This window comes from Rhizobium sp. WSM4643, from assembly GCF_025152745.1.
Classification (GTDB): Bacteria; Pseudomonadota; Alphaproteobacteria; order Rhizobiales; family Rhizobiaceae; genus Rhizobium; species Rhizobium leguminosarum_I.
Map to the genome: position 1 here is coordinate 851,092 of NZ_CP104040.1, position 19,300 is coordinate 870,391.

At 59.9% G+C, this 19,300-nt stretch carries 26 protein-coding genes and 3 pseudogenes; 21 read left to right on the forward strand and 8 right to left on the reverse strand.

Annotated elements, in window-relative coordinates:
- The gene (locus N1937_RS04285; RefSeq protein WP_170281627.1) at window positions 1–510 is read right to left on the reverse strand and encodes an Hsp20/alpha crystallin family protein; all 510 of its coding nucleotides are present in this window, start codon (window positions 508–510) and stop codon (window positions 1–3) included.
- Between the two features lie 83 nt (window positions 511–593).
- Window positions 594–1,067, reverse strand: a complete 474-nt coding sequence (locus N1937_RS04290; protein ID WP_170278667.1) for an Hsp20 family protein — start codon at window positions 1,065–1,067, stop codon at window positions 594–596.
- A gap of 575 nt (window positions 1,068–1,642) precedes the next feature.
- Here N1937_RS04290 and N1937_RS04295 point away from each other — a divergent pair.
- The 5 genes from N1937_RS04295 (at window position 1,643) to N1937_RS04315 (ending at window position 4,602) form a co-directional block, all read left to right on the forward strand.
- Window positions 1,643–1,915 carry a DUF6894 family protein gene (locus N1937_RS04295; RefSeq protein WP_017963308.1) on the forward strand — a complete coding sequence of 91 codons (273 nt, stop codon included), beginning with the start codon at window positions 1,643–1,645 and terminating at the stop codon, window positions 1,913–1,915.
- 131 nt (window positions 1,916–2,046) lie between these two features.
- Window positions 2,047–2,772, forward strand: coding sequence for a Crp/Fnr family transcriptional regulator (locus N1937_RS04300; RefSeq protein ID WP_170261914.1), 726 nt, complete (start codon window positions 2,047–2,049; stop codon window positions 2,770–2,772).
- A 228-nt stretch (window positions 2,773–3,000) separates the two neighbouring features.
- Window positions 3,001–3,393 (forward strand): hypothetical protein, encoded by a 393-nt coding sequence (locus tag N1937_RS04305; protein WP_017963310.1) that lies wholly within the window; start codon window positions 3,001–3,003, stop codon window positions 3,391–3,393.
- 301 nt (window positions 3,394–3,694) lie between these two features.
- Window positions 3,695–3,844 carry a hypothetical protein gene (locus N1937_RS04310; protein ID WP_157386315.1) on the forward strand — a complete coding sequence of 50 codons (150 nt, stop codon included), beginning with the start codon at window positions 3,695–3,697 and terminating at the stop codon, window positions 3,842–3,844.
- A gap of 107 nt (window positions 3,845–3,951) precedes the next feature.
- Window positions 3,952–4,602 (forward strand): pyridoxamine 5'-phosphate oxidase family protein, encoded by a 651-nt coding sequence (locus tag N1937_RS04315; protein WP_170281629.1) that lies wholly within the window; start codon window positions 3,952–3,954, stop codon window positions 4,600–4,602.
- 114 nt (window positions 4,603–4,716) lie between these two features.
- Here N1937_RS04315 and N1937_RS04320 read toward each other — a convergent pair whose 3' ends face one another.
- Window positions 4,717–4,905, reverse strand: coding sequence for a hypothetical protein (locus tag N1937_RS04320; protein WP_017959409.1), 189 nt, complete (start codon window positions 4,903–4,905; stop codon window positions 4,717–4,719).
- A gap of 389 nt (window positions 4,906–5,294) precedes the next feature.
- Between N1937_RS04320 and aac(3) the strand changes: the two genes are divergently transcribed.
- Entirely contained in the window at window positions 5,295–6,110 is an 816-nt protein-coding gene (gene aac(3) / locus N1937_RS04325) for an aminoglycoside 3-N-acetyltransferase (protein WP_311202852.1), read from the forward strand.
- A gap of 21 nt (window positions 6,111–6,131) precedes the next feature.
- Here aac(3) and N1937_RS31515 read toward each other — a convergent pair.
- The 3 genes and pseudogenes from N1937_RS31515 to N1937_RS04335 all read right to left on the reverse strand — a co-directional run.
- Window positions 6,132–6,302 (reverse strand): annotated as a pseudogene (locus N1937_RS31515) (kinase); the annotation flags it as partial.
- Entirely contained in the window at window positions 6,303–6,872 is a 570-nt protein-coding gene (locus N1937_RS04330) for a pyridoxamine 5'-phosphate oxidase family protein (RefSeq protein ID WP_170281630.1), read from the reverse strand.
- 85 nt (window positions 6,873–6,957) lie between these two features.
- Window positions 6,958–7,662 carry an SDR family oxidoreductase gene (locus tag N1937_RS04335; RefSeq protein ID WP_260057555.1) on the reverse strand — a complete coding sequence of 235 codons (705 nt, stop codon included), beginning with the start codon at window positions 7,660–7,662 and terminating at the stop codon, window positions 6,958–6,960.
- A 116-nt stretch (window positions 7,663–7,778) separates the two neighbouring features.
- On the opposite strand from N1937_RS04335, the gene N1937_RS04340 reads away from it, so the two are divergent.
- The 3 genes from N1937_RS04340 (at window position 7,779) to N1937_RS04350 (ending at window position 9,490) form a co-directional block, all read left to right on the forward strand.
- On the forward strand, window positions 7,779–8,666 hold the full coding sequence (locus N1937_RS04340) for a LysR substrate-binding domain-containing protein (protein ID WP_260057556.1): 888 nt from the start codon (window positions 7,779–7,781) through the stop codon (window positions 8,664–8,666).
- A 194-nt stretch (window positions 8,667–8,860) separates the two neighbouring features.
- On the forward strand, window positions 8,861–9,121 hold the full coding sequence (locus tag N1937_RS04345) for a hypothetical protein (protein WP_260057557.1): 261 nt from the start codon (window positions 8,861–8,863) through the stop codon (window positions 9,119–9,121).
- 30 nt (window positions 9,122–9,151) lie between these two features.
- Window positions 9,152–9,490, forward strand: a complete 339-nt coding sequence (locus N1937_RS04350; RefSeq protein WP_260057558.1) for a LysR substrate-binding domain-containing protein — start codon at window positions 9,152–9,154, stop codon at window positions 9,488–9,490.
- 260 nt (window positions 9,491–9,750) lie between these two features.
- On the opposite strand, the pseudogene N1937_RS04355 reads toward N1937_RS04350, so the two are convergent.
- Window positions 9,751–9,966: pseudogene (locus N1937_RS04355) on the reverse strand (kinase); the annotation flags it as partial.
- Between N1937_RS04355 and N1937_RS04360 the strand changes: the two are divergent.
- The 6 genes and pseudogenes from N1937_RS04360 to N1937_RS04385 all read left to right on the forward strand — a co-directional run.
- Window positions 9,964–10,145, forward strand: a pseudogene (locus N1937_RS04360) (hypothetical protein); the annotation flags it as partial. The pseudogenes N1937_RS04355 and N1937_RS04360 sit on opposite strands and share 3 nt — an antisense overlap.
- Window positions 10,146–10,425: 280 nt before the next feature.
- Entirely contained in the window at window positions 10,426–10,788 is a 363-nt protein-coding gene (locus N1937_RS04365) for a DUF4087 domain-containing protein (protein WP_170281632.1), read from the forward strand.
- Window positions 10,789–11,022: 234 nt separating this feature from the next.
- Complete coding sequence (locus N1937_RS04370; protein ID WP_162119639.1) at window positions 11,023–11,772, forward strand: SDR family NAD(P)-dependent oxidoreductase; 750 nt, start codon at window positions 11,023–11,025, stop codon at window positions 11,770–11,772.
- Complete coding sequence (locus N1937_RS04375; protein ID WP_260057559.1) at window positions 11,762–12,679, forward strand: RNA polymerase sigma factor; 918 nt, start codon at window positions 11,762–11,764, stop codon at window positions 12,677–12,679. The genes N1937_RS04370 and N1937_RS04375 overlap by 11 nt, the downstream gene beginning before the upstream one ends.
- Window positions 12,680–12,856: 177 nt before the next feature.
- Window positions 12,857–13,264, forward strand: a complete 408-nt coding sequence (locus tag N1937_RS04380; RefSeq protein WP_260057560.1) for a GFA family protein — start codon at window positions 12,857–12,859, stop codon at window positions 13,262–13,264.
- Window positions 13,265–13,326: 62 nt separating this feature from the next.
- Window positions 13,327–13,965, forward strand: coding sequence for a hypothetical protein (locus N1937_RS04385; RefSeq protein ID WP_170281591.1), 639 nt, complete (start codon window positions 13,327–13,329; stop codon window positions 13,963–13,965).
- A 19-nt stretch (window positions 13,966–13,984) separates the two neighbouring features.
- Here N1937_RS04385 and N1937_RS04390 read toward each other — a convergent pair whose 3' ends face one another.
- A complete protein-coding gene (locus N1937_RS04390; RefSeq protein ID WP_017963327.1) occupies window positions 13,985–14,329 on the reverse strand; it encodes an ArsR/SmtB family transcription factor in 345 nt (114 codons plus the stop codon).
- Window positions 14,330–14,436: 107 nt separating this feature from the next.
- On the opposite strand from N1937_RS04390, the gene N1937_RS04395 reads away from it, so the two are divergent.
- From N1937_RS04395 to N1937_RS04420, 6 genes are all read left to right on the forward strand, one after another.
- The gene (locus N1937_RS04395; RefSeq protein WP_170281635.1) at window positions 14,437–15,183 is read left to right on the forward strand and encodes a glucose 1-dehydrogenase; all 747 of its coding nucleotides are present in this window, start codon (window positions 14,437–14,439) and stop codon (window positions 15,181–15,183) included.
- A 540-nt stretch (window positions 15,184–15,723) separates the two neighbouring features.
- On the forward strand, window positions 15,724–16,026 hold the full coding sequence (locus N1937_RS04400) for a hypothetical protein (protein WP_017963329.1): 303 nt from the start codon (window positions 15,724–15,726) through the stop codon (window positions 16,024–16,026).
- 20 nt (window positions 16,027–16,046) lie between these two features.
- Complete coding sequence (locus N1937_RS04405) at window positions 16,047–17,141, forward strand: sialidase family protein (protein WP_222295523.1); 1,095 nt, start codon at window positions 16,047–16,049, stop codon at window positions 17,139–17,141.
- Between the two features lie 139 nt (window positions 17,142–17,280).
- Window positions 17,281–17,847 (forward strand): nutrient deprivation-induced protein, encoded by a 567-nt coding sequence (locus N1937_RS04410; RefSeq protein ID WP_260057569.1) that lies wholly within the window; start codon window positions 17,281–17,283, stop codon window positions 17,845–17,847.
- Window positions 17,840–18,256 carry a phage holin family protein gene (locus tag N1937_RS04415; RefSeq protein ID WP_170278680.1) on the forward strand — a complete coding sequence of 139 codons (417 nt, stop codon included), beginning with the start codon at window positions 17,840–17,842 and terminating at the stop codon, window positions 18,254–18,256. The genes N1937_RS04410 and N1937_RS04415 overlap by 8 nt, the downstream gene beginning before the upstream one ends.
- A complete protein-coding gene (locus N1937_RS04420) occupies window positions 18,256–19,269 on the forward strand; it encodes a DUF3618 domain-containing protein (RefSeq protein ID WP_170261900.1) in 1,014 nt (337 codons plus the stop codon). Before N1937_RS04415 ends, N1937_RS04420 begins: the two co-directional genes overlap by 1 nt.
- Window positions 19,270–19,300: the final 31 nt, after the last annotated feature.

Genomic DNA, 19,300 nt, shown 5'->3' on the forward strand with positions numbered 1-19,300 from the left:
TTAGCTCTTGATGGCGATCCGCTTGACTTGCGACTGCGCCTGCTCACTCTTCGGCAAGGTCACTGTCAACACACCGTTTTTGAAGCGGGCGTCGATAGCGTCTTCCTTGACCTCGGCACCGAGCGGAATGCGACGCTCGAAGCGACCGTAGTAGCGCTCGGAGAACTGGCGATCCTTGTCCTCCGTCTCGGACTGCTTTTCGCCTTTCAGCGTGAGCACGCCGTCATTGAGCAGGACTTCTATGTCCTTTTCCTCAAGGCCAGGCACCTCGGCCGTCACCTTGATCTCCTTCTCGTTGTCGGAGATCTCGACGCTCGGCCATCCGCCACCAAAGGCTCTGGGGCCAGTCAACGACGGGAAGTTGGAACCGAAGCCGCGGAATGCCTCGTCGAACAATCGGTTCACCTCGCGATGCAGGGACAGGAACGGATCACGATCATCATCACGCAACAGGCTGGGAGCCTGATGGCCGTTGTTCCCGCTCCAGGGAATGAGATCACGAACACTCATGTCTTTTCTCCTTTCTCTTGGATTGGCAGCGAAGCATTCACATCGGCGCCGGGTGTGCCCGGCGCCGATGCGCCTTTCGAGGCTTACGCTGCTTGCGTCTCAGCTTCGATCTGCTTGGGCTCGAACTTCGGAAGGGCCTGGCCGGTTCCGATTTCGATCTGGCGCGGCTTCATTTCTTCAGGGATCTCGCGCTTCAGATCGATGATCAACAGTCCGTCGACAAGTTCAGCCCTTTCGACCTTGACATAGTCGGCAAGTTCGAACCGGCGCTGGAAGCTTCGCTGAGCGACGCTGCGATGAAGATATTGCACGTCGTCATCGCTATCCGCCTTCTTGCCCGCAACCACGAGCAGGTTCTGCTCCTGCGTCATCGTCAGTTCATTCTGGGAGAATCCCGCCACCGCCATTTCGATGCGGTATTCATCCTCGCTCGTCTTGAGGATGTCGTAGGGCGGCCAGTTGTCGATGGTGTCGATGCCGGCTTGAAGCGCACCTAACATGCGGTCAAAGCCGATGCTCGACCGGAACAGGGGAGAGAAATCGAGGTTTGTCCTCATAGCCATATCCTCCTTTGAAGCAACATGGATACAAGGAGACGCCAAGAGCTACCGGCGTCTCCTGGACTTTGCCGGTCCCAATTGGGCTACCAGCATAAATCATTTAATTCAGGCTATTAGCGGTTCAAGAGGGGCCGGCCACCCAAAATGAAAAAATGCAATTGCTGCGCTGTGCCATCGTGTGGAATCGGTAAAATGCTGCGTCGCGGCGCGGGCGGAGAAAGGGACCCGGTTGCGCGACCGCTGATATTCAAGGCGCAATGGATACCCGCGCCCCCGGTTCAGCCAGGCTGTCAAAAAAGCCCCGCGCTGGACGCGGGGCTAGTGAGCGTACATGGAAAGGGGTTCAATGAAGGCTAGGGGAAAGACCTTCAGATCCGCCCGCCAAACGCATGGAAGCAAAAAAGGTTCCGGCGCGGGCCGATGAACGCTCCGCCTCGCCGCGCAAGCACTTCGGGATTACGGGCCTACTTTAAAACGTAATTACATGCGATAATTGACCATCATCCGCCATCGACCCAGGCGCGGATGGCTGGGAGATATTAGTTGCTCTTGCCTGTACAGGAGCAACAGATGTGGCTCGCTACTTTTTCAACGTTCATGACGGCATCTCCATTCAGGATACGGTGGGCTCAGAGCACCCGGACCTCCAAAGCGCCCGCAGCGAAGCTGTTGAGACCATAGCCGAGCGGCTGAGGGGCGCTCTGTTGAAGAAGGCCGACGTCTCGGCATGGCTGATGAACGTCACCGATGAGCAGGGGGTCACGGTCATGGTTCTTTCCTTCACGGCCGCCGTCCAGATCGTGGACCAGGTCTACCTTGCTACGCAAGAATCCGGCGCATTGTAGCAATGTCAAAACCGCACAGAAGACCGGCGCCTCTTGGCCTGTGAAGATGGTCTGGCACATAAGCGAAACATTGCCGGCGCTTCGCCGTACGTCGACAGGAGATCGGGCTCAATCCCGCCGGAGGCTGGGCCATGTCCGACTTTTCGCAGTCAAACATCCAAAACCTTCTTCTCAGAGCACTTGCGCCTGAAGCATTCGATCTGCTGCAGGCGACGATGCAGCCGCGCGAGCTTCCGGTGCAGTTCGAACTGGTCGCGCCTGATGTGCCAAGTGAGACCGCCTACTTCCTTGAGAGCGGCTTGGCATCAATTGTTGCCACCAACTCCGATGACGAGTCCGTCGAAGTCGGGCATGTCGGATATGAGGGCATGGCAGGAGCCCATGTGTTCCTGAAGGTCGATCAAACGCCAAACAGGACCTTCATGCAGGTCGAGGGGCACGGAATTTCGGTGCCGGTATCCGCACTTCTTTCCATGGCGCAACGGGTTCCGTCGGCCAACGACCTGCTGCTCAAATATGTGCATTGCTGCGAGTTGCAGCTGGCCCATTCCGCCCTTGCCAATGCCCGTTACACCATGCCCGGGCGGCTGGCCCGATGGCTGTTGATGTGCCACGACCGGCTGCGCGACAGAGATCTGCCTCTTACCCACGAGTTCCTCTCGCTTATGCTCGGCGTACGACGTGCAGGCGTCACCAATGAAATCCACATCCTCGAGGGCGTGCACGCGATCAAGGCGACGCGGGGGAATATCCGGATTTTGGACCGGCCCAAGCTGGAGGACTTGGCCGGCGGCTCCTATGGTGTCCCAGAGCACGAATATGAACGGCTCATTGGGGTCCCCATCAGGCGGACCTGACCTCGGAAAAGTCGCAGCTTTTCCCATACATCGTTGCCATCCTAAGGCGCGATGCAGCTAATCCGGCGCCCAACAAATCATAAATTTTCAATAAAACTGCAATTTATGACTAATCTTTCCAAGATATCTGCTGAAAACTATCAAACTATAGCTAATTATAAGAGATGACTTGTAGTTCATATATGGCGGACGGAGACTGTGCTTGACGGCGGTGGGAGAAATCGGCAAATGCACAGAACTATACTGACTGGACTATCTATGGTGTTTCTCGGAACCCAAGCTATTGCTGCTACCGCGATGATAGGAAAGGAGCTTCAGGCCCTGCTTTCAGACGGCAAAGTGATTGCGCTGGGCGGCCCAAAAGAGGGTTATAGTGGCGAGCTTTCTGTACTCAAGGACGGCACCGCACATGGTCAGGTTAAACTCGATTCCGGAGATGTAATCTCAATTGATGGCATGTGGCGCATTTCTGGCAACACGTTCTGCAGTAGCTGGAAGGGTGGGAGGGACGCGGGCACGGCGGTATGTGACACCTGGAATAAGACAGGCCCGAAGTCTGTCAGCGAGTTGAACGGAAAAAGAATATTGGCGGAAATTCTTAGAAATAGCCTCGAGCCATGATCGATTTGCAAGCCGGGCGCGGGCGCTGCAAGCATCGGTGAAGCAGGTGAGATGCCGTCCTCTTTGAATTGGAGGATCCGCAACATCGATCAAGAGCACCGTCAACCTGCAAGCCGTGGCGGCCGCCCGGCTTAACAGGAGACAGCGGTTTTCGGGGTGAAAACCAGCCGGGCGACCGGCTCTCAAATCGCCTGAGAGTTCGGCGGTTCCGCTTCTCACCCGAAAGGACGATACCTTCACGAAGCACGAAGCGTCGGCCCTGGGCGATCGCCGGTACCGGAATGTCGTCGTCGACCGAAAGATGGAAGAAGTGTTCCAGACGTCGGACGTCACGCCGCTGGCCGAACCTCATATTCTCCGCCTGTTCCGCCCCTATCAGCGCGGCTTGCCTTGCAATACGGCGATTCAATCCCGCATTGATCCTGCATCTCAACTGATGTATACCTTCTGAGGTACGTACATCATATCCATGGCTTGCGGGCGGAGACGAGCGTTGCGAGGCCTGAATTCCAGACCTGCAGTTCGGCCATGCGATGAGAGGGACTTCGGGAGGGGAGCATGACGGCCTTACAACTCAATCCAGAATGTGCCATCGCCGATGAGCAGTCGCTTCGGGCGCTGTTCGAGCCGACCCACGCCCTGGCAATCGTGAAGTGTCAGAATTCGCTTGGCGAGCACGCGCAGGAATTCATTCGGCGCTCACCTTTCTTCTGCATCGGCACGCAGAGTTCGGAGGGAAAGGCCGACGTCAGTCCTCGCGGCGACCCGCCGGGGTTCGTCAAGGTTCTTGACGAGCACACCCTGGCGATCCCGGATCGACCCGGCAACAATCGTCTTGATACCTTAAGCAACATCATCGCCAACCCGAACGTCGGGCTGTTGTTTCTTGTCCCCGGTTTCGACGACACATTGCGCGTCAACGGGCGGGCAAGTCTGACCAATGATCCTCAACTTTTGACTGGCATGAGCGTCGCTGATCGTCTCCCGAAACTCGCAATCATCGTGACGGTAAGCGAAGTTTTCATGCATTGCGCCAAGGCGTTCAGACGGTCCCGCTTGTGGAGCCCGGATCATTTCCAGGACCGCACCGAGATGCCCTCGCTCATGAAGATCATTCTGGATGAGACGACAGGGGCGCCGAGGGACGCGGATGAAATGCGAAAGATGGACGAAGACCTGGAACAAGCCTACCGAAGGACACTTTACTAAAGCATGATGCCCGCAGAAGCGGGCGATGGCGAGCTCCAAACAGGCCGGCGGCTCATTGCGGATCAGAACGGCGCTACCCGTCCTTTCCGACGGTCGTGACTTTTCGCAGAGGTCTCAGATCGCGGTCTGCATCAGATAAGGAGATTTCTCGACGGGAACCCGCGCGACGATCTTCATCACCAGCGTGGGAGCGACATCGGGAACAGAGCTCACTCGTCCGTCTTTGTAGAGCACCCGCAAGACGCAGGTCTCGCTATCATATTCAAGTTCGGCGATCGTCTTTGAATGGACCAGAAATTGCATCTTCAGCTGCCTCCTGCACTGCAGCATGACCAATGAAAATGACCGACCGCCGCCCACCCTCGAGGACAATACTTGATCGGCACGAAAACTCTTTGCCATTTCGGCGGCCGGCGCTGTCCGAAACGCGATCCAGAAGACATGCGTCCCACCAAATCGTGCCGGCGAAGCCGTGAAGAAATCTAGTAAAATCCACCATCGAAATCGCGTGAAATCAGCGTGACACACGCCCCGCGACTATATGCGACCCGGGACCACCAGAATAAGATGTGCGTAGCGCCTGCCGCAACGAGGCCGAACGCAGTTGCACCGCGGTCGTCGGCTGAAGGTGAGTATCAGGGCAGGGTCGCGATCGCTTGACTCTCGCACGCGACCCCTATGATCATCTGCCGATGATCGTTCCGCGCATTCACACTCGCCTCTCGCTGGCCAGGGATCTCGACAGTCTCGGCATTCGCGCCGGCGACATGGTCATGGTCCACGCCGCGATGAAGCGGGTGGGGCGGCTGCTCAACGGGCCTGATGTACTGATCGAAGCGCTTCGCGATGCCGTGGGCCCCGCCGGCACCATCGTTGCCTATACCGACTGGAACGGTGACTATGATGCTTTGCTGGATGAAAATGGCCGCGTCCCGCCGGAATGGCGCGCCCATATCGCGCCGTTCGATCCGGCTGTTTCCCGCGCTGCCCGCGATAACGGCCTGCTCGCCGAATTCATTCGAACGACATCAGTGGCAAGACGCAGCGGCAATCCGGGCGCCTCGGTCGCGGCGATCGGCGCGCGCGCGGATTGGCTCACCGCCGACCACCCGCTCGATTACGGCTATGGAGAGACATCGCCGCTCGGCAGGCTGGTGGCGGCAGGCGGCAAGGTTCTGATGGCCGGAGCTCCGCTCGACACCATGACCCTGCTCCACCATGCAGAACACCTGGCGCGAATTCCGAACAAGCGCCTCCGCCGCTACGAGGCGCCCTTTGCCACATCGGCCGGCGTGGTGTGGCGGATGCTGGAAGAATTCGACACAAGCGACCCGGTCGTGCCGGGCCTTGACGACGATTATTTCGGCGGGATCGTGGGCGCGTTTCTCACCAGCGGGCAGGGTGCGCAGGGCCTAGTCGGAGACGCAGGATCGGTGCTGGTCGATGCGGCCGCGATCTGCAGCTTCGCTGTCGCATGGCTGGAGCATCATGTTCGGCTTGAAGGCTGAGCGGCTAAGCCGCGCGTTGCTTTAAAAAAGGTGGTCGACACATTGCTCGGTCTCCCACGTCTTGAGGAAAATCGCCAGCCTGGCAATCCAACCGACAGTCTGGCTTCCCCATTCCTGTGCCCCGCGTATTCGCCCATCAGCCGGATGTGGCGGACGATCACAAAGCGATGGCGCTTCGACGTCGTCCGGCGTTCAGGGGTTGACCCAGCCGGAGGAGGTCAGCGCGCCGAGATGATCGTAGGCAAAGACTGCGCGTCGGTTGTCGGCGTGGCGCAGCTGGACCCAGTCCAGCGTCTCGGCCCGGAATATCAGCACTCCGAAGAAGGCCTGTCCATCGGCGTCTGCGACCGCCGCCTCGCTTGCTGGCCGCTCGCCGATGTCGTCGCCCGGCGGCCCGCCCATATAGGTGCTGCGCGTCGACAGCGGCAGCAGGCTCCAGGCCTCGGCCGCGCGTTCGCTCGGCGGTCCGTTGAGTTCGGCCGATCCTTGAAGGCGAAGCTGCACTTTCGGCTGCGGGCCGAAGCCGAGGATGGTGACCCGAGGATTGGCCGATATTTCCAGCCATTTAGGGCTTCTGACATCCGTATGGATTTCCAGGATGCGCCGCGCCGCATCGACGCGCCTCAGCACCACCATGCGGGCTTGCGGCCGGCCGCCGGCGTCGACCGAACAGAGGTTCAGGTAGCGGAAGGCCGACTGCGGGTCGGCGGCGGCCCCTTCGAGCTCGGCCCAGGCCGATGCATCGACCTCGGCGAGGGTCACTCTGTCGCCTCCGCGTGCTTTATCTCACCGGCCTTGACGTTCCAGTTGAAGCACATCGCTGTTTTCCTTGGGCGTAGAGGTCCTGTCAGACGGACCGGGTAAGGCCGCCGTCGATCCTGAGGCTCTGGCCGGTGATATAGCCCGCTCCCTCGGAAATGAGGAAGGAAATCGTTGCGGCCACTTCGGCGCTGGTGCCGTAGCGCTTCATCGGCACGCTGTCGCGGCGCTCCTCCGTCGGCGGCAGGCTGTCGATCCAGCCCGGCAGCACGTTGTTGATGCGAATGCCGTCGCCAGCATAGGTATCGGCGTAAATCTTGGCGTAGGCGGCGAGCCCGGCGCGGAAGACGGCCGAGGTCGGGAACATCGCGGACGGTTCGGACACCCAGGCGGTGGAGATATTGACGATTGCGCCCGACTTCTGCGCCTGCATGACCGGCGTGACCAGCCGAACCGAGCGGATGACGTTCATCAGATAGACGTCGAGGCCGGTATGCCACTGTTCGTCGGTGACCTCGGTGATCGGCGCACGCGGACCGTGACCGGCGCTGTTGACGAGAGCGTCGATCCGACCCCACTTTTCCATGCATGCGTCGACCAGGCGCTTGAGGTCGTCGTTGGACTGGTTCGAGCCGGTTACGCCGATGCCGCCCAGTTCTTTCGCAAGCGCCTCGCCCTTGCCCGACGAGGACAGGATGGCGATCTTGAAGCCATCGGCCGCCAGCCGCCTCGCGGCTTCCGCACCCATGCCGCTGCCGCCGGCCGTAATGATCGCTACCTTTTCTACTGCCATCGTCGCTCTCCCTACTCGGTTTGCACCCATTGCCGGGCATTGATCCCTGGGATATCATGGGTCACAAGCGGGAACGAACCAGTTTTCCTGAAATGTCCCAGTAGAAAAACTATCGAATGTCCATGCTGATCGGCAATCTTCCCTCTCTTAACGGCCTCAAGGCCTTCGACGTGGCAGCGCGCCATCTGAACTTCCGGCTCGCGGCCGAAGAGCTCGGCGTCACCCAGGGAGCCGTCGCCCAGCATGTGCGCGGGCTTGAGGCGGAGCTCGGGGTGACATTGTTCGAGCGCCTGCCGAAGTCATTGGCGCTGACGGGCGAGGGGCGAAGCTACGTCGCCGACGTCAGGCGTGCCTTCGAACTGCTCGCAAACGCGACGGCGAACCTGAAGCCTCAGCCGGTCAAACTGGTGGTCAGCACCACACCGACCTTCGCCTCGAGATGGCTGATCCCGCGTCTTCCGGACTTCACCTCGAGGCATCCCGATCTCGATCTCCACATCCTGGCGACGGACCGCATTTCCAGCTTCCAGGTGGACGGCGTCGATCTCGCCGTCCGCTATGGCAGCCCTCCCTTCGGCCCAGGCCTCGCCGCCGAACTGCTGTTCGAGCAGGAGATCATTGCCATCTGCAATCCGAGCCTCGTCGCCGAGGGGGCCGAGCCCAACAACGCGCAAGAACTCTCGAACTACACGCTCCTTCACGATGCCCATAATTCCTGGCCCGAATATATCGATCGTTTCCTCGGCGGCGGTGATCCCACGCTGTTTCGGGGCATCAGCTTCTCACAGACATCGCACGCGATCGAAGCTGCCATCGCCGGACAGGGCATCGCCGTGGCAACGCGCGCCTTCGTCTCGACCGACATCGAGGCGGGCAGGCTGAGGCAAGTCTTCGCCGGCGCCCTCAGAGCGCAGTCGCACGTCTACCTGGTGAAGCCGCGATATCGGAAGTCCGAAGCCGTGGACAAGCTTCAGGACTGGCTGCGCTCGCAGGTGCAGGCCTGATGGTCTGCTCTTACGGCACCCCTTCTGGGACCATTTGACTTCTAGACTCGATTGCTCGGCAGATTAGACTTGTCGCCGCCCGAACCATCGTTCGCACGCAGCGCAGTACTCCAGCACGGTCTAATTGTCGCAGGTCGGAACCCACTCCCCACCAGAGCGTTTGCGGGTGGGGCGATTATGCCCTTTCGGAGGAAATGCACATGCTGAGATCGATTTTGATCGCGGCCATATTTGCGGCTGCGGGCACTATGCCCGCCTATGCCGCATCTATGGCGAAATGTGACGACGCTTCCATAACGGCCTTGCAGACCAAGGTGGATGCAATGGCCGATCAGACGAAGAAAACAGCCGCCACCAAACAGGTGGCCATGGCGAAGGATGCCATGAAGGCGCACAAGATCAAAACTTGTGTGACGCATATGGAAAACGCCGAGAAGGGCATGAGCAAGATGTAACGGCGCACCCGGCGTAGTTGAAATCAGAGGATGAGGCCCGGGCTTCCGGGCCTCAAATCGAGGGGATACTCCGGATGGGAATATCCGGACGGCGACAGCTACGCGACGCTTCCGTTGCCAGGTGCGCTGCACGTCAACAGTGCGCAGACTTACGACGCCGCTGCCCTCGCCGGCCTTGGCTTGATTCAGGCGCCACTCTGGGGGATTGGCCAATACTTTAAGAGCGGAGCGCTTGTGGAGATCATGCCCGATTTTCGTCGCCGGGCGCTCCCCGTATCCCTCATCGTAGCACATCGGAGCAATCTGTCGCGCCGAGTCCGCGCATTCATGAAGTGGATCGAAGATGTGCTGACGCCGTATCTGGAATAGATGGCCGGTTTTGGGACGACCCACTTTGCCCGAGAACGGCGAGGAGAAGGCGCAAAACAACCTTATCCTTCGATAACGAAAAAAGTCCGCTTAGGGCCAACGGGGCCGGTGGCCCCTAAGTGCTGATGTCCCTGACAAGTTCCCCTATATCGACCTTCTCGGGCGTTCCTTTACCCTGCCCCAAGGGTGGGCGAAGGTCGAAGCGATCGCCGACTGCGCCGACGCACCGCCGATCCTCCGGCTGCCGAGCACACCTGAATTCAGAGCAGCCGGTCGACACATCGCTCGGTCTCCCACGTCTTGAGGAAATTTGCTTCCCGGGCAATCCAGCCGACAGCCTCGCTTCCCCATTCCTGTGCCCGGCTGGCGTATTCGCCCATCAGCCAGATGTGGCGGACGATCACGAAGCGGTGGGCGGCTTCGAAGTCGTCAGGCCTGATCGGCCGGACGGCTCGATAGGCATCGATGAAGGCGTCCCTTCCAATTACAAGGATGACATCCGCAATAAATGCAATTCCAGAAAATCTCCCGGCGTGTCGGAATACTATACTTCCAGGAGCGGCTATTCTGGACGTGACATGTATAAGGTGAGGTGTCCTACGGCGAGGGGACCATCAAGGACGTCACCGTCAACATCAATGTGATCAAGAATTAAGCCAAGGCCAGCGATTTCGATCTCGCCGATCATCGACAAAGCCTGGGCCAGCTCAGTCGTCGGTGGAACGGGCAACTGGATCCTTGCGACCATTCGTGTCGTCTGCAAGCACCTGGTCCAGGTTGATCGAAACAGGATATTGTAGTTGGCATTGCTGTCGAAGGGCGGATCGCGGTAATGTCAGATCGACGCTTGTGGAAGCGACACTTTTATCCACAATCGAAACCTGTGATGCTGTCCTTCCGCTTCAAGGCTAACAGTTTGCGACTCCGGAGTGTCTGTGAAACTTCTGACATCAGTTATCATTCTCGCGTTGGGTACAGCTTCGGCTGCACAGGCTGAACGGCGTTGCGGTTGGCTTTCTAATCCGGCCACGGGAAAGTGGGAGCTGTACGATGCCAAGGGAGGCTGGCAGATCATGTTTTTGGGAGGCGACGGAAGCCGGGCTGAAGGCGTCGATAAAATTCCGGACCTGACGGCAGGTGAATACGTGTACACGTTCGCAATCCACGGCTACGCGTGCGCATGCATGAACGTCGATGCTGATCAAGAAGCCATTACCCGCATCTATTCAGTTCAGCAGCTGCCGTTAGCCAGGTGCCGAAACGACCCCGCCATCCAGTACTTTCTGAAGCAAGATTAGTCGCTGCCAAAGTTAGGCACCTGCCGGCCTGCCGAACGTCCGCATGGTTGAGGAATTGGGATTTCACATTTGCAACTGCAGCCGGCACAGATGGAAATCCGTCTGAGTTGGGTCGCGCCGGGTCAAGCTTTTCATTATCCACGCCCAAGCGCGAAAATAATGACTCTTTTCAGCTCATTCGAACGTCCTTGTTACGACTGCCTTTGCGCGGTCGGATCGAATGAGGAAAAGAACATGGATTTGGATGGAAAACGGATCGTTGTCGTCGGTGGTAGCCGCGGTTTGGGCTTCGGAATGGTCGGGGCCTTTGTAGCGCGCGCAGCTAATGTGACCGTCGTGGCGCGCGACTCGACGATTTTGCAAGCGGTGGGAGAGCAACTGGCCGTCACGACTGTGGCTGCCGATGCGACCAGCGCCGACGCGGCAAAGAGGATCATGTCGGAGACACGACCCGATGTCGTCATCATGAACGCCGGCGCGGAACCGCCCATGGACCGTATCGACCGTATTGGCTGGGAGGCGTTCACGACCAACTGGAACGTCGATGTGAAGGCCGCCCTGCATTGGGTCCAGGCCGCTCTGACGTTGCCGATGGCGCCGGGCGGGCTGGTCGTTCTCGTTTCCAGCGGAGCCGCGGTGCAAGGCTCGCCGCTATCGGGAGGCTATGCAGGAGCAAAACGGGCGCAGTGGTTCATTGCAAAATATGCCGAGGGCTTGTCGACCCAGCTCGGCCTGGGCCTGCGTTTCCGGGTCATCGTTCCCCGGCAGATGTTCGCAGGAACCGGCGTGGGCAACGCCGGAATCTCCGGTTATGCTGCGGCGGCGGGCCGGACATTCGCAGAACAGGCAGCTGCCTGGCCGGACATGACACCGCGCGGCTTTGGCGATACGGTAGCCGAACTGATCGGCGAGACGGCGCTGGAAGAGGCTATGATCTACGCCGTGCGTGGAGATACGGGCGTGACGGTCATCAATGATGGATGAAGCTGCCCTCGAAGCAGAAGCGAAGAGCACACTCTACGTGGCGCTGGCCAAGGAGGCGGATGCAGTTCGCCCGGAACTGCATCGCTATGCCGCCCGGTTGGTCGGCTCGGTGATCGACGGCGAGGACGTGATTCAGGACGCGTTGGTCAATGCGTTCGCGATGGTCGGCTCGATCTCGTCCGGCACGCCGCTGCGACCATGGCTGTTTCGCATTGTTCACAATCGCGCCATCGATACGCTGCGCCAGCGAAGTACCCATCCGTCAGAGCCGCTGGAGACGGCCTTTGATCTGGCGGATGCCAGTGCTGTTGATCCGGAGGATGCGCTGATAAGGCAGGACACGGTGCGGATCGCCTTGGCTCACTATGCCAAATTGCCGGTGCCGCAGCGTAGCGCGGTGATCCTCAAGGATGTGCTGGGAGAGCCCATCGCAGACATCGCCGCGCTGTTGGGCCTGAGTATCGATGCTGTCAAAGCCCATCTCTCACGTGGTCGGGCAGGATTGCGATCCATCACCGAGAGGGAGTCCGAAGTTCCGCTGCCCCCAAGCGCCGAGGTTCTGAATTTCGCAGCGCTCTTCAACGCGCGGGATTGGACGGCCCTGCGCAGGCTGCTTGCCGAGGATGTTCGGCTTCGTCAGGCACGACGGCCGCAGGTCTCCGGTGCGGCGGATGTTGGCCGATTCTTTTCCTATTATGCAGATTATCCGCGGGTTTGGATCGAACCGGCTTGTCTGGAGGGCAGGGAAATATTGCTGGTCTCGGCTGCGCCGTCCGCTGCTCCTGCCTACTTCATGCTGCTCGAATGGAGGGACCAAAAGATAACACTGATCCGCGACCATCGATATGCGACCTACGTCATGGAGGACGCGGCTGTGACGCGGGCCGCATCGCAACGCGAATCTTAGGCCCGGCGCTTTCACGGCTCGTGCCGGCGCACGGATCGCCGCGTCAAAGCAGGCCGCTTTCGGTCTGAGGCCACAATGACCTCTATGACCGCGAGCTGCCATGCTGAATTTTTGATAGACCCTGTCGATTCCGGCACCGTAAGATCGACGAAGCCTGATCAACATGGAATGAGCCAAATGCCCGTCTTTCATGCCAAATGCAGCTGCGGCGCCCTGTCCCTGGAGGTCGATGGTGAACCGGTCCACAATCACACATGCACCTGCACGCGCTGCCAGCGTGCATCCGGCAGCGCACTGGCACATAATGTGTGGTTCCGGGAGGAACATGTGCGGGTCGTTTCCGGAGACTATTCCGTCTGGTTTCCGCAAGGCGAGACGACGCCTGATGTGATGAAAGCCTTTTGCCGGGTCTGCGGTGACGGCGGCTTCTCGAAGTCCGGAACATACCTCCCCGGCACCGTTGTCATCGCCGGCGGCACATTCGCCGATCCAGCGTTTCCTGCGCCCGATCATGTTCACTGGTGGGACAATCGCCCGCATTGGCTCGATCTCGCCCAATCGATCGAGCGTCATGGCGGAGATTAGCGTTTCCAGAAACGCGAGACTGCAGCTAAAGATTGCAAGGATGACGAACTCCAGGGGGCAGGATGCGCCGCGTTTTGGCGATGATCGGGGCAGTTTGTGTCGCTTACGCGGTCTGGCATATGGCGATGGCGCGGTCGACTACAATTCGGCTTGAGCCTGCCGGCTACCAGTTGACCTACAACATCGCATGGGGCTTGGGCATGGAAGAGCGATTTGCCCTTAAAAAGTTCGGCGCGATCTGGCCATCGCAATCAAGCGCGTGGACCGAGATTTGGAAAAAGCCATATAATTCCGGGATGGTTGCCTACGTCAGCGATGACGGAAAGACCTACTATTTCGGAACAGGCTACGGGCTGCATTTATTCCAGCCGGAACAAGGGGCTTACTGGACGACTTGTCACAAAGGCAACATTCCAAAACGTACGTCCTTTGCCGAACGACTGTCATTCTTTGGGTCGGATGCCGCTGACGAGGAACTCGATCCTGGCGCACCCCGCCTCTTCGAATACGTACAAGCGAATGAAGCGAGCGGGGCAATTCCATCCTCGCCACCCGCGTCAAGATATTATGCCGGCCTCAAATACCTTGGCAGGTTCGGGTTGGTGGCGACAAACGGTCGAGGGCGGGGCGAGGAGGTAAGGTTCGTTCCAGCAGGAACCGCCATGGAGCCGCGCCTAGGGCTGCAATTCAGCTGCGGTTGACGCGACGCTTGGCCAGGCACTAGTCCGTCTTCGGCTCCCCGGGAAGTTGGCCGTAAGCCGTCAGAATGGCCTTGATCAGGCCCGGGAAGCGCTCATCCAGCTCGGCGCAGCGCGTTTGGTTGCGCATCTCCACACCCTGGCGCTCGCTCAGGATCAGCCCGGACTCGCGCAGCACTTTGAAATGGTTGGACAGCGACGATTTGGGAATGATGCGGTCGCCGAGATCGGCAAGCGCAGAACAGGTTCCGCCACCGGCGGCGCCGGCAAGCTTCGCGTAAATGGCAACGCGCTCCGGATCCGACAGCGCATAGAGGATCGCTTCGGGCTTGATGTCCTCCAGGTCTGGGTGAAAGAGCGGTCTCATGAATTTTATATAGCGTCCCTTGACATCGAGATCAATAGTTCCGAATTTCCGAACTATGGAACAAGCCTGCCAATCCCGGCGGCTATCCAGATCTGAAGGAACGAGAAATGGCTAAGCTCACAGGAAAGGTCGCTGTCGTAACGGGCGCCTCCAAAGGCATTGGCGCTGCGATTGCCAAGGCACTCGCAGCAGAGGGTGCGCAAGTGGTGGTCAACTATGCTTCGAGCAAGGCGGGAGCAGACGCCGTGGTTGAGGCGATCGGCGCGGCCGGCGGCAAGGCCATCGCGGTGCAGGGCGATGTTTCAAAGGCCGGTGAGGCGCAGGGACTGGTCGATGCCGCGATCAAGGAATTCGGCAAGCTCGACGTGCTGGTCAACAACTCCGGCGTCTATGAATTCGCCCCGATCGGCGATGTGACCGAGGAGCACTATCGCCGCATGTTCGACGTCAATGTTCTCGGCGTTCTCCTGACCACCCAGGCGGCGGCCAAACATCTCGGCGAGGGCGGCAGCGTCATCAACATCTCCTCGGTGGTCACCAGCCTGGGGCTGCCGGCCTCGGCCGTCTACACCGGCACCAAAGGAGCCGTGGAGGGCATCAACAGCGTGCTTGCCAAGGAGCTTGGCCCGCGCAAGATCCGCGTCAACGCCATTCTGCCGGGCATGGTCGAGACTGAGGGCGCCCACTCGGCTGGCGTCATCGGCTCGGATTTGCAGCAGACCATGGTTGCCCAGACGCCGCTCGGCCGCATCGGCCAGCCGGACGATATCGCCGACATTGCCGTCTTCCTCGCTTCAGACGATGCCCGCTGGCTGACCGGCGAGCGACTGGTTGCCAGCGGCGGTTTTCGCTGAAGCAGGATGATTTGAGGCCGGGCCGGCCTCAAATCTGAATCCTGTTCTGAATTAGACAGCTGGAGCATGATGTTATCAGAGAACCGCTCACACGTTTCGGCATCATGCTCTGGTCGTGCATGCGCCTTCACAGGGCGCGCGCGATCAAGTCTGCCGGGTTTCACGAAGGGGCGGAACTCACCGATTGCTTGGGTCAGCTCTTCGTCCGCGCCGCAAGGGCATCGGAGACGACGGTAATCGAGGCATCGCAAAATGGTCGCCAACTGCTCGCAGAACGCGGACGGCTGCCCAGATGCGTTCGTCGAAGGCACGCCGCAGATAGGTGACATCGCCTCGTGGACCTTGCATGAATTGCCGCGGCGGTCCGGTGCACACCGTTAACGAGAGAACGACCGCCCGTCGCCACTTCCTCGTCCTCCGACCGGATATCCGTCAATTCGGCGGCGAGGGGAGCTGCCACCCTATGGCAAGGCGCCAGATTTCGAGCTGGGCCGGAACCTCGTCGGGCCTCCGAAGTTTGCGGGACGAGGAGAATTCCACATGCATCTGATACAGTTGTTTATTCCGGCAGCGCCGCAAGCGGCGATCGACATCGAAGACATTATCGCGATGATTCAGCGCGAGATGACGGAGCGCCATGGCGGGGCGACTTCATACCTCAATTCCCCGGCAAAGGGCTTTTGGTCCCATGGCGAGGGCACTGAAGAAGATACGGTCATCGTCATCGAAGTGATGGTGAACAGTCTCGATCGGGCCTGGTGGCGCCAATACCGGCGCAAACTCGAACAGTTGCTCGCCCAGGAAGAATTGCTTGTGCGGGCACTTCCAGTCGAAACGCTCTGACCGACCGTCTGGAAGCCTCCATGGAGACGCAGTTCCGCAATCTTGAAATCTATCGCAGACGCGGCGAGTTCGCAGGCTGGCCGGCAAATTATGGTCTCTGGTCGTGGGGCGACGAAATGGTCGTCGTCTTCGCGCGCGGCAAACTCGGGGCGAAGGGCGAGTTGCACGAATTGGACCGCAATTACCCCTTCGTACCCTGGCAGGCACGCAGCCTCGACGGCGGACTGACATGGATAGACGAGCCGTTCTGCGGCCACGTGCCGGGTGGGCTCTCGCTTTCGGCCGACGAGCATCTGAACGCCGAGCTCAAGGTCCGTCCCCGTCTGTCGGTCCGTGAAGACCTCTGCTCGATTGACGATCCCATAAACTTTCTCGACTCCGAGACGATCGTCATGTGCGCCAGAACCGATGTAGAGGGCAATGCTGTCAGCTGGTTCTATATCAGCCGGGATCGGTGCCTGACATGGCAGGGTCCGTTTCGTTTCACCGGTTTGCACCTTCCGATCTCGGCACGCACCGATATCGTTCCTCTCGGCAGGAACGATGCACTCTTCATGCTCAGCACGTCCAAAGACGACGGTACGGAAGGCAGAGTGTTCTGCGCGCGCACCGTGGACGGAGGGCGCAGCTTCATCCTTCAAGGTTTTGTCGGCCCGGAACCTGAGGGCTATTCGATCATGCCGGCGTCGACGGCTCTGTCCGGAGGCGCCATTCTGACGCTGACGCGCTGCATGGGCAGAGGCGGTGGCAAGGGTTGGATAGAGGCCTTCACCTCCCGTGACCAAGGGAGGACCTGGACGCAGGAAGGCTGCATCGTCGAAAACACCGGCAGCAATGGCAACCCGCCGGCGCTCGGGCGGATCGAAGGCGTTCTGGTGCTCGTTTACGGCCACCGTGATCTGCCATTTGGTATCAGGATGCGCATGAGTTTCGATGATGGCCGGACATGGGGCGCCGAGACGGTCATCCGGAGCGACGGCGGCACGGCTGATCTCGGTTATCCCAAACTCGTACAACGCGGCGATGGATCCCTGCTCGCCGTCTACTACTTCAACGATGGCGACAGGGAAGAGCGTTACATCGCGGCGTCTATCGTCACGCCTGCCAAAGATTAAGAACATCACAATCGCAGTTTTGAGCCCCATCATGTCATCATGGGCCGAAGAGGAACGTTTCAGGCGCGTCCGGGGAACAAAGCGGGCCATCCATGGTTCGGGGCTGCGGCAGTTGCCGGCACGAATTGGGAGGTTCGAAATGCAAAACGATTTTACAGATTCGGCAGGGCGGAGCGCGTCCGCGCAGACCCCGTCCTCATCCCCAGGTTCCGGCTTCTCGCCGGGAACGCGCACGTCCATTTCCGATCTGGAAGCGAAGGTGAGCGAGGATGTTTCCGCCGCCAGGGAAACGATCAGGGAAGGCGCCGACACCGCAGTCGAGAAAGCCAAGGAGGTCATGTCTGAACGCACCAACTTTGCCGCTCGCCAGATCGGCGGAGTTGCAATGGCGCTCGAGAAGGCTGGCGCCGAAATGCAAAACTCCGGTCAGGCGGAAGTCGGACGATTCGCCAAGCAAATCGGCCGGAGCGTGCAGACCGTCGCTCGGCGGATGGAAGGCAAGGACATCGGCGAGATCGCCACCATGACCGAGGATTTCGGGCGCAAACAACCGCTCGCCTTTCTCGGCATCGCCGCACTTGCAGGCCTGGCCGCAAGCCGGTTCCTGACAGCGTCCGCGAAAAGGCAAACAGCTGCCGCGCCGCGCGAACCATCGATTGGCCTTCGCCCCGGCACCGCAACGACCGGAGGCAAGAACAATGGCTAAATCTTCAGAGAACATACCTCTCTCCGAACTCGTCAGTGGCCTCGTTGGTGATGTCACGGGCCTGCTCCGCAAGGAAATCGATCTTGCCAAGACGGAGGCTTCGGAAAAACTTTCGCAGGCGCTCAACGGCGTGGAGATTCTCCTGTTTGGTTTGGTCCTGGCAATCGGGGCGGTCGGCGTCCTGCTGAGTGCCCTTGTCGGCGGTCTCGCCGCCTTCCTCGTGACAAAGGGTTTTACCGAAACCACCGCCGGTGCACTCGCCTCGTTGATCGTCGGCATCGTCATTGCCGGCATCGCATGGGCAATGGTCTCCCGGGGCCTCTCCGCGCTTCGCGGCAACAACATGGCACTGGATCGAACTGCAACCTCGCTTCGCCGCGACGTTAATGTTGTGAAGGACAAAATCTGATGGAAAACTCAATGGAGAAAACATCGGCCGAGCTTCAGCGGGAGATCGACCAGGACCGCCGCCGCATCGGGGACCGGATTGACGCTATCCAGGAACGGATGTCGCCGGGCCAGTTGGTCGACGAGGTGATTGCCTACACCAAGGCAAGCGGCGGCGGAGAGTATGTCAGCAATCTTGGCCACGCCCTCAAGGCGAACCCTCTGCCGGTAGCCCTGATGGGCGTGAGCCTCGCCTGGCTCATGGCAAAAGGCAGCCCGTCCTCAGGCGATATGGCGACCTGGAGGGAGGAGGATGCCGAATACCCGCTCTATCCGGCGACCGGCCGGGTCCGCAGGATCGGTCCGCCGGCCATGGAAAACGGAGCGCGTTACAGCCACTTTGCCGACGAATCCGGCAAGAGGCTGAAAGCCTTGACCGACGAAACAGGGGGGCGTGCCGGCCATTTCATCGACGAGGCAGGCAAGACCTATCGCGGCTTCGCCGACGCCAGCGGAAAACAGATCAATCAGATCGCCGACGAGACTGGTGCAATGCTCGACGCGGCAACCGGCTGGGCGGCGGAGAAATGGGAGCAGGCGAAAAACGCCGCGAGCGACCTCACCGCTCGTGCGTCTGGCGCGGCAAGCTCGCTATCGAGCCGATCCTCTTCGGCGGCGACCAGTCTTCAGGAGCAAACGACCAAACTCAACGAGGCGATCCTCACCCATTTCCGCGACCAGCCGCTGGTTGGCGGAGCCCTGGCTTTCGCGGTCGGAGCGGCGATCGGCGCGGCGCTGCCGCACACTGACACTGAGGATGAATGGATCGGGGAAGCCGCAGACAGCGCCAAAGACACCCTCAGCGATCAGGCGCAGGACGTCGCCGCGCAGGGTAAAGAGGTGGCGTCGGAGGTCTATCAAAAGGCTGTGGACGTTGCGTCCGATACTCATGATGCCGTCAAGGAACGCGTGGTGGATGAAGCCGAAACTTTCATAAATCGCAAGGACAGCTTGGGCGGAACCAATGGCCGGTAGAACGATGGCGACGACGAGATGCAGGTTAGGC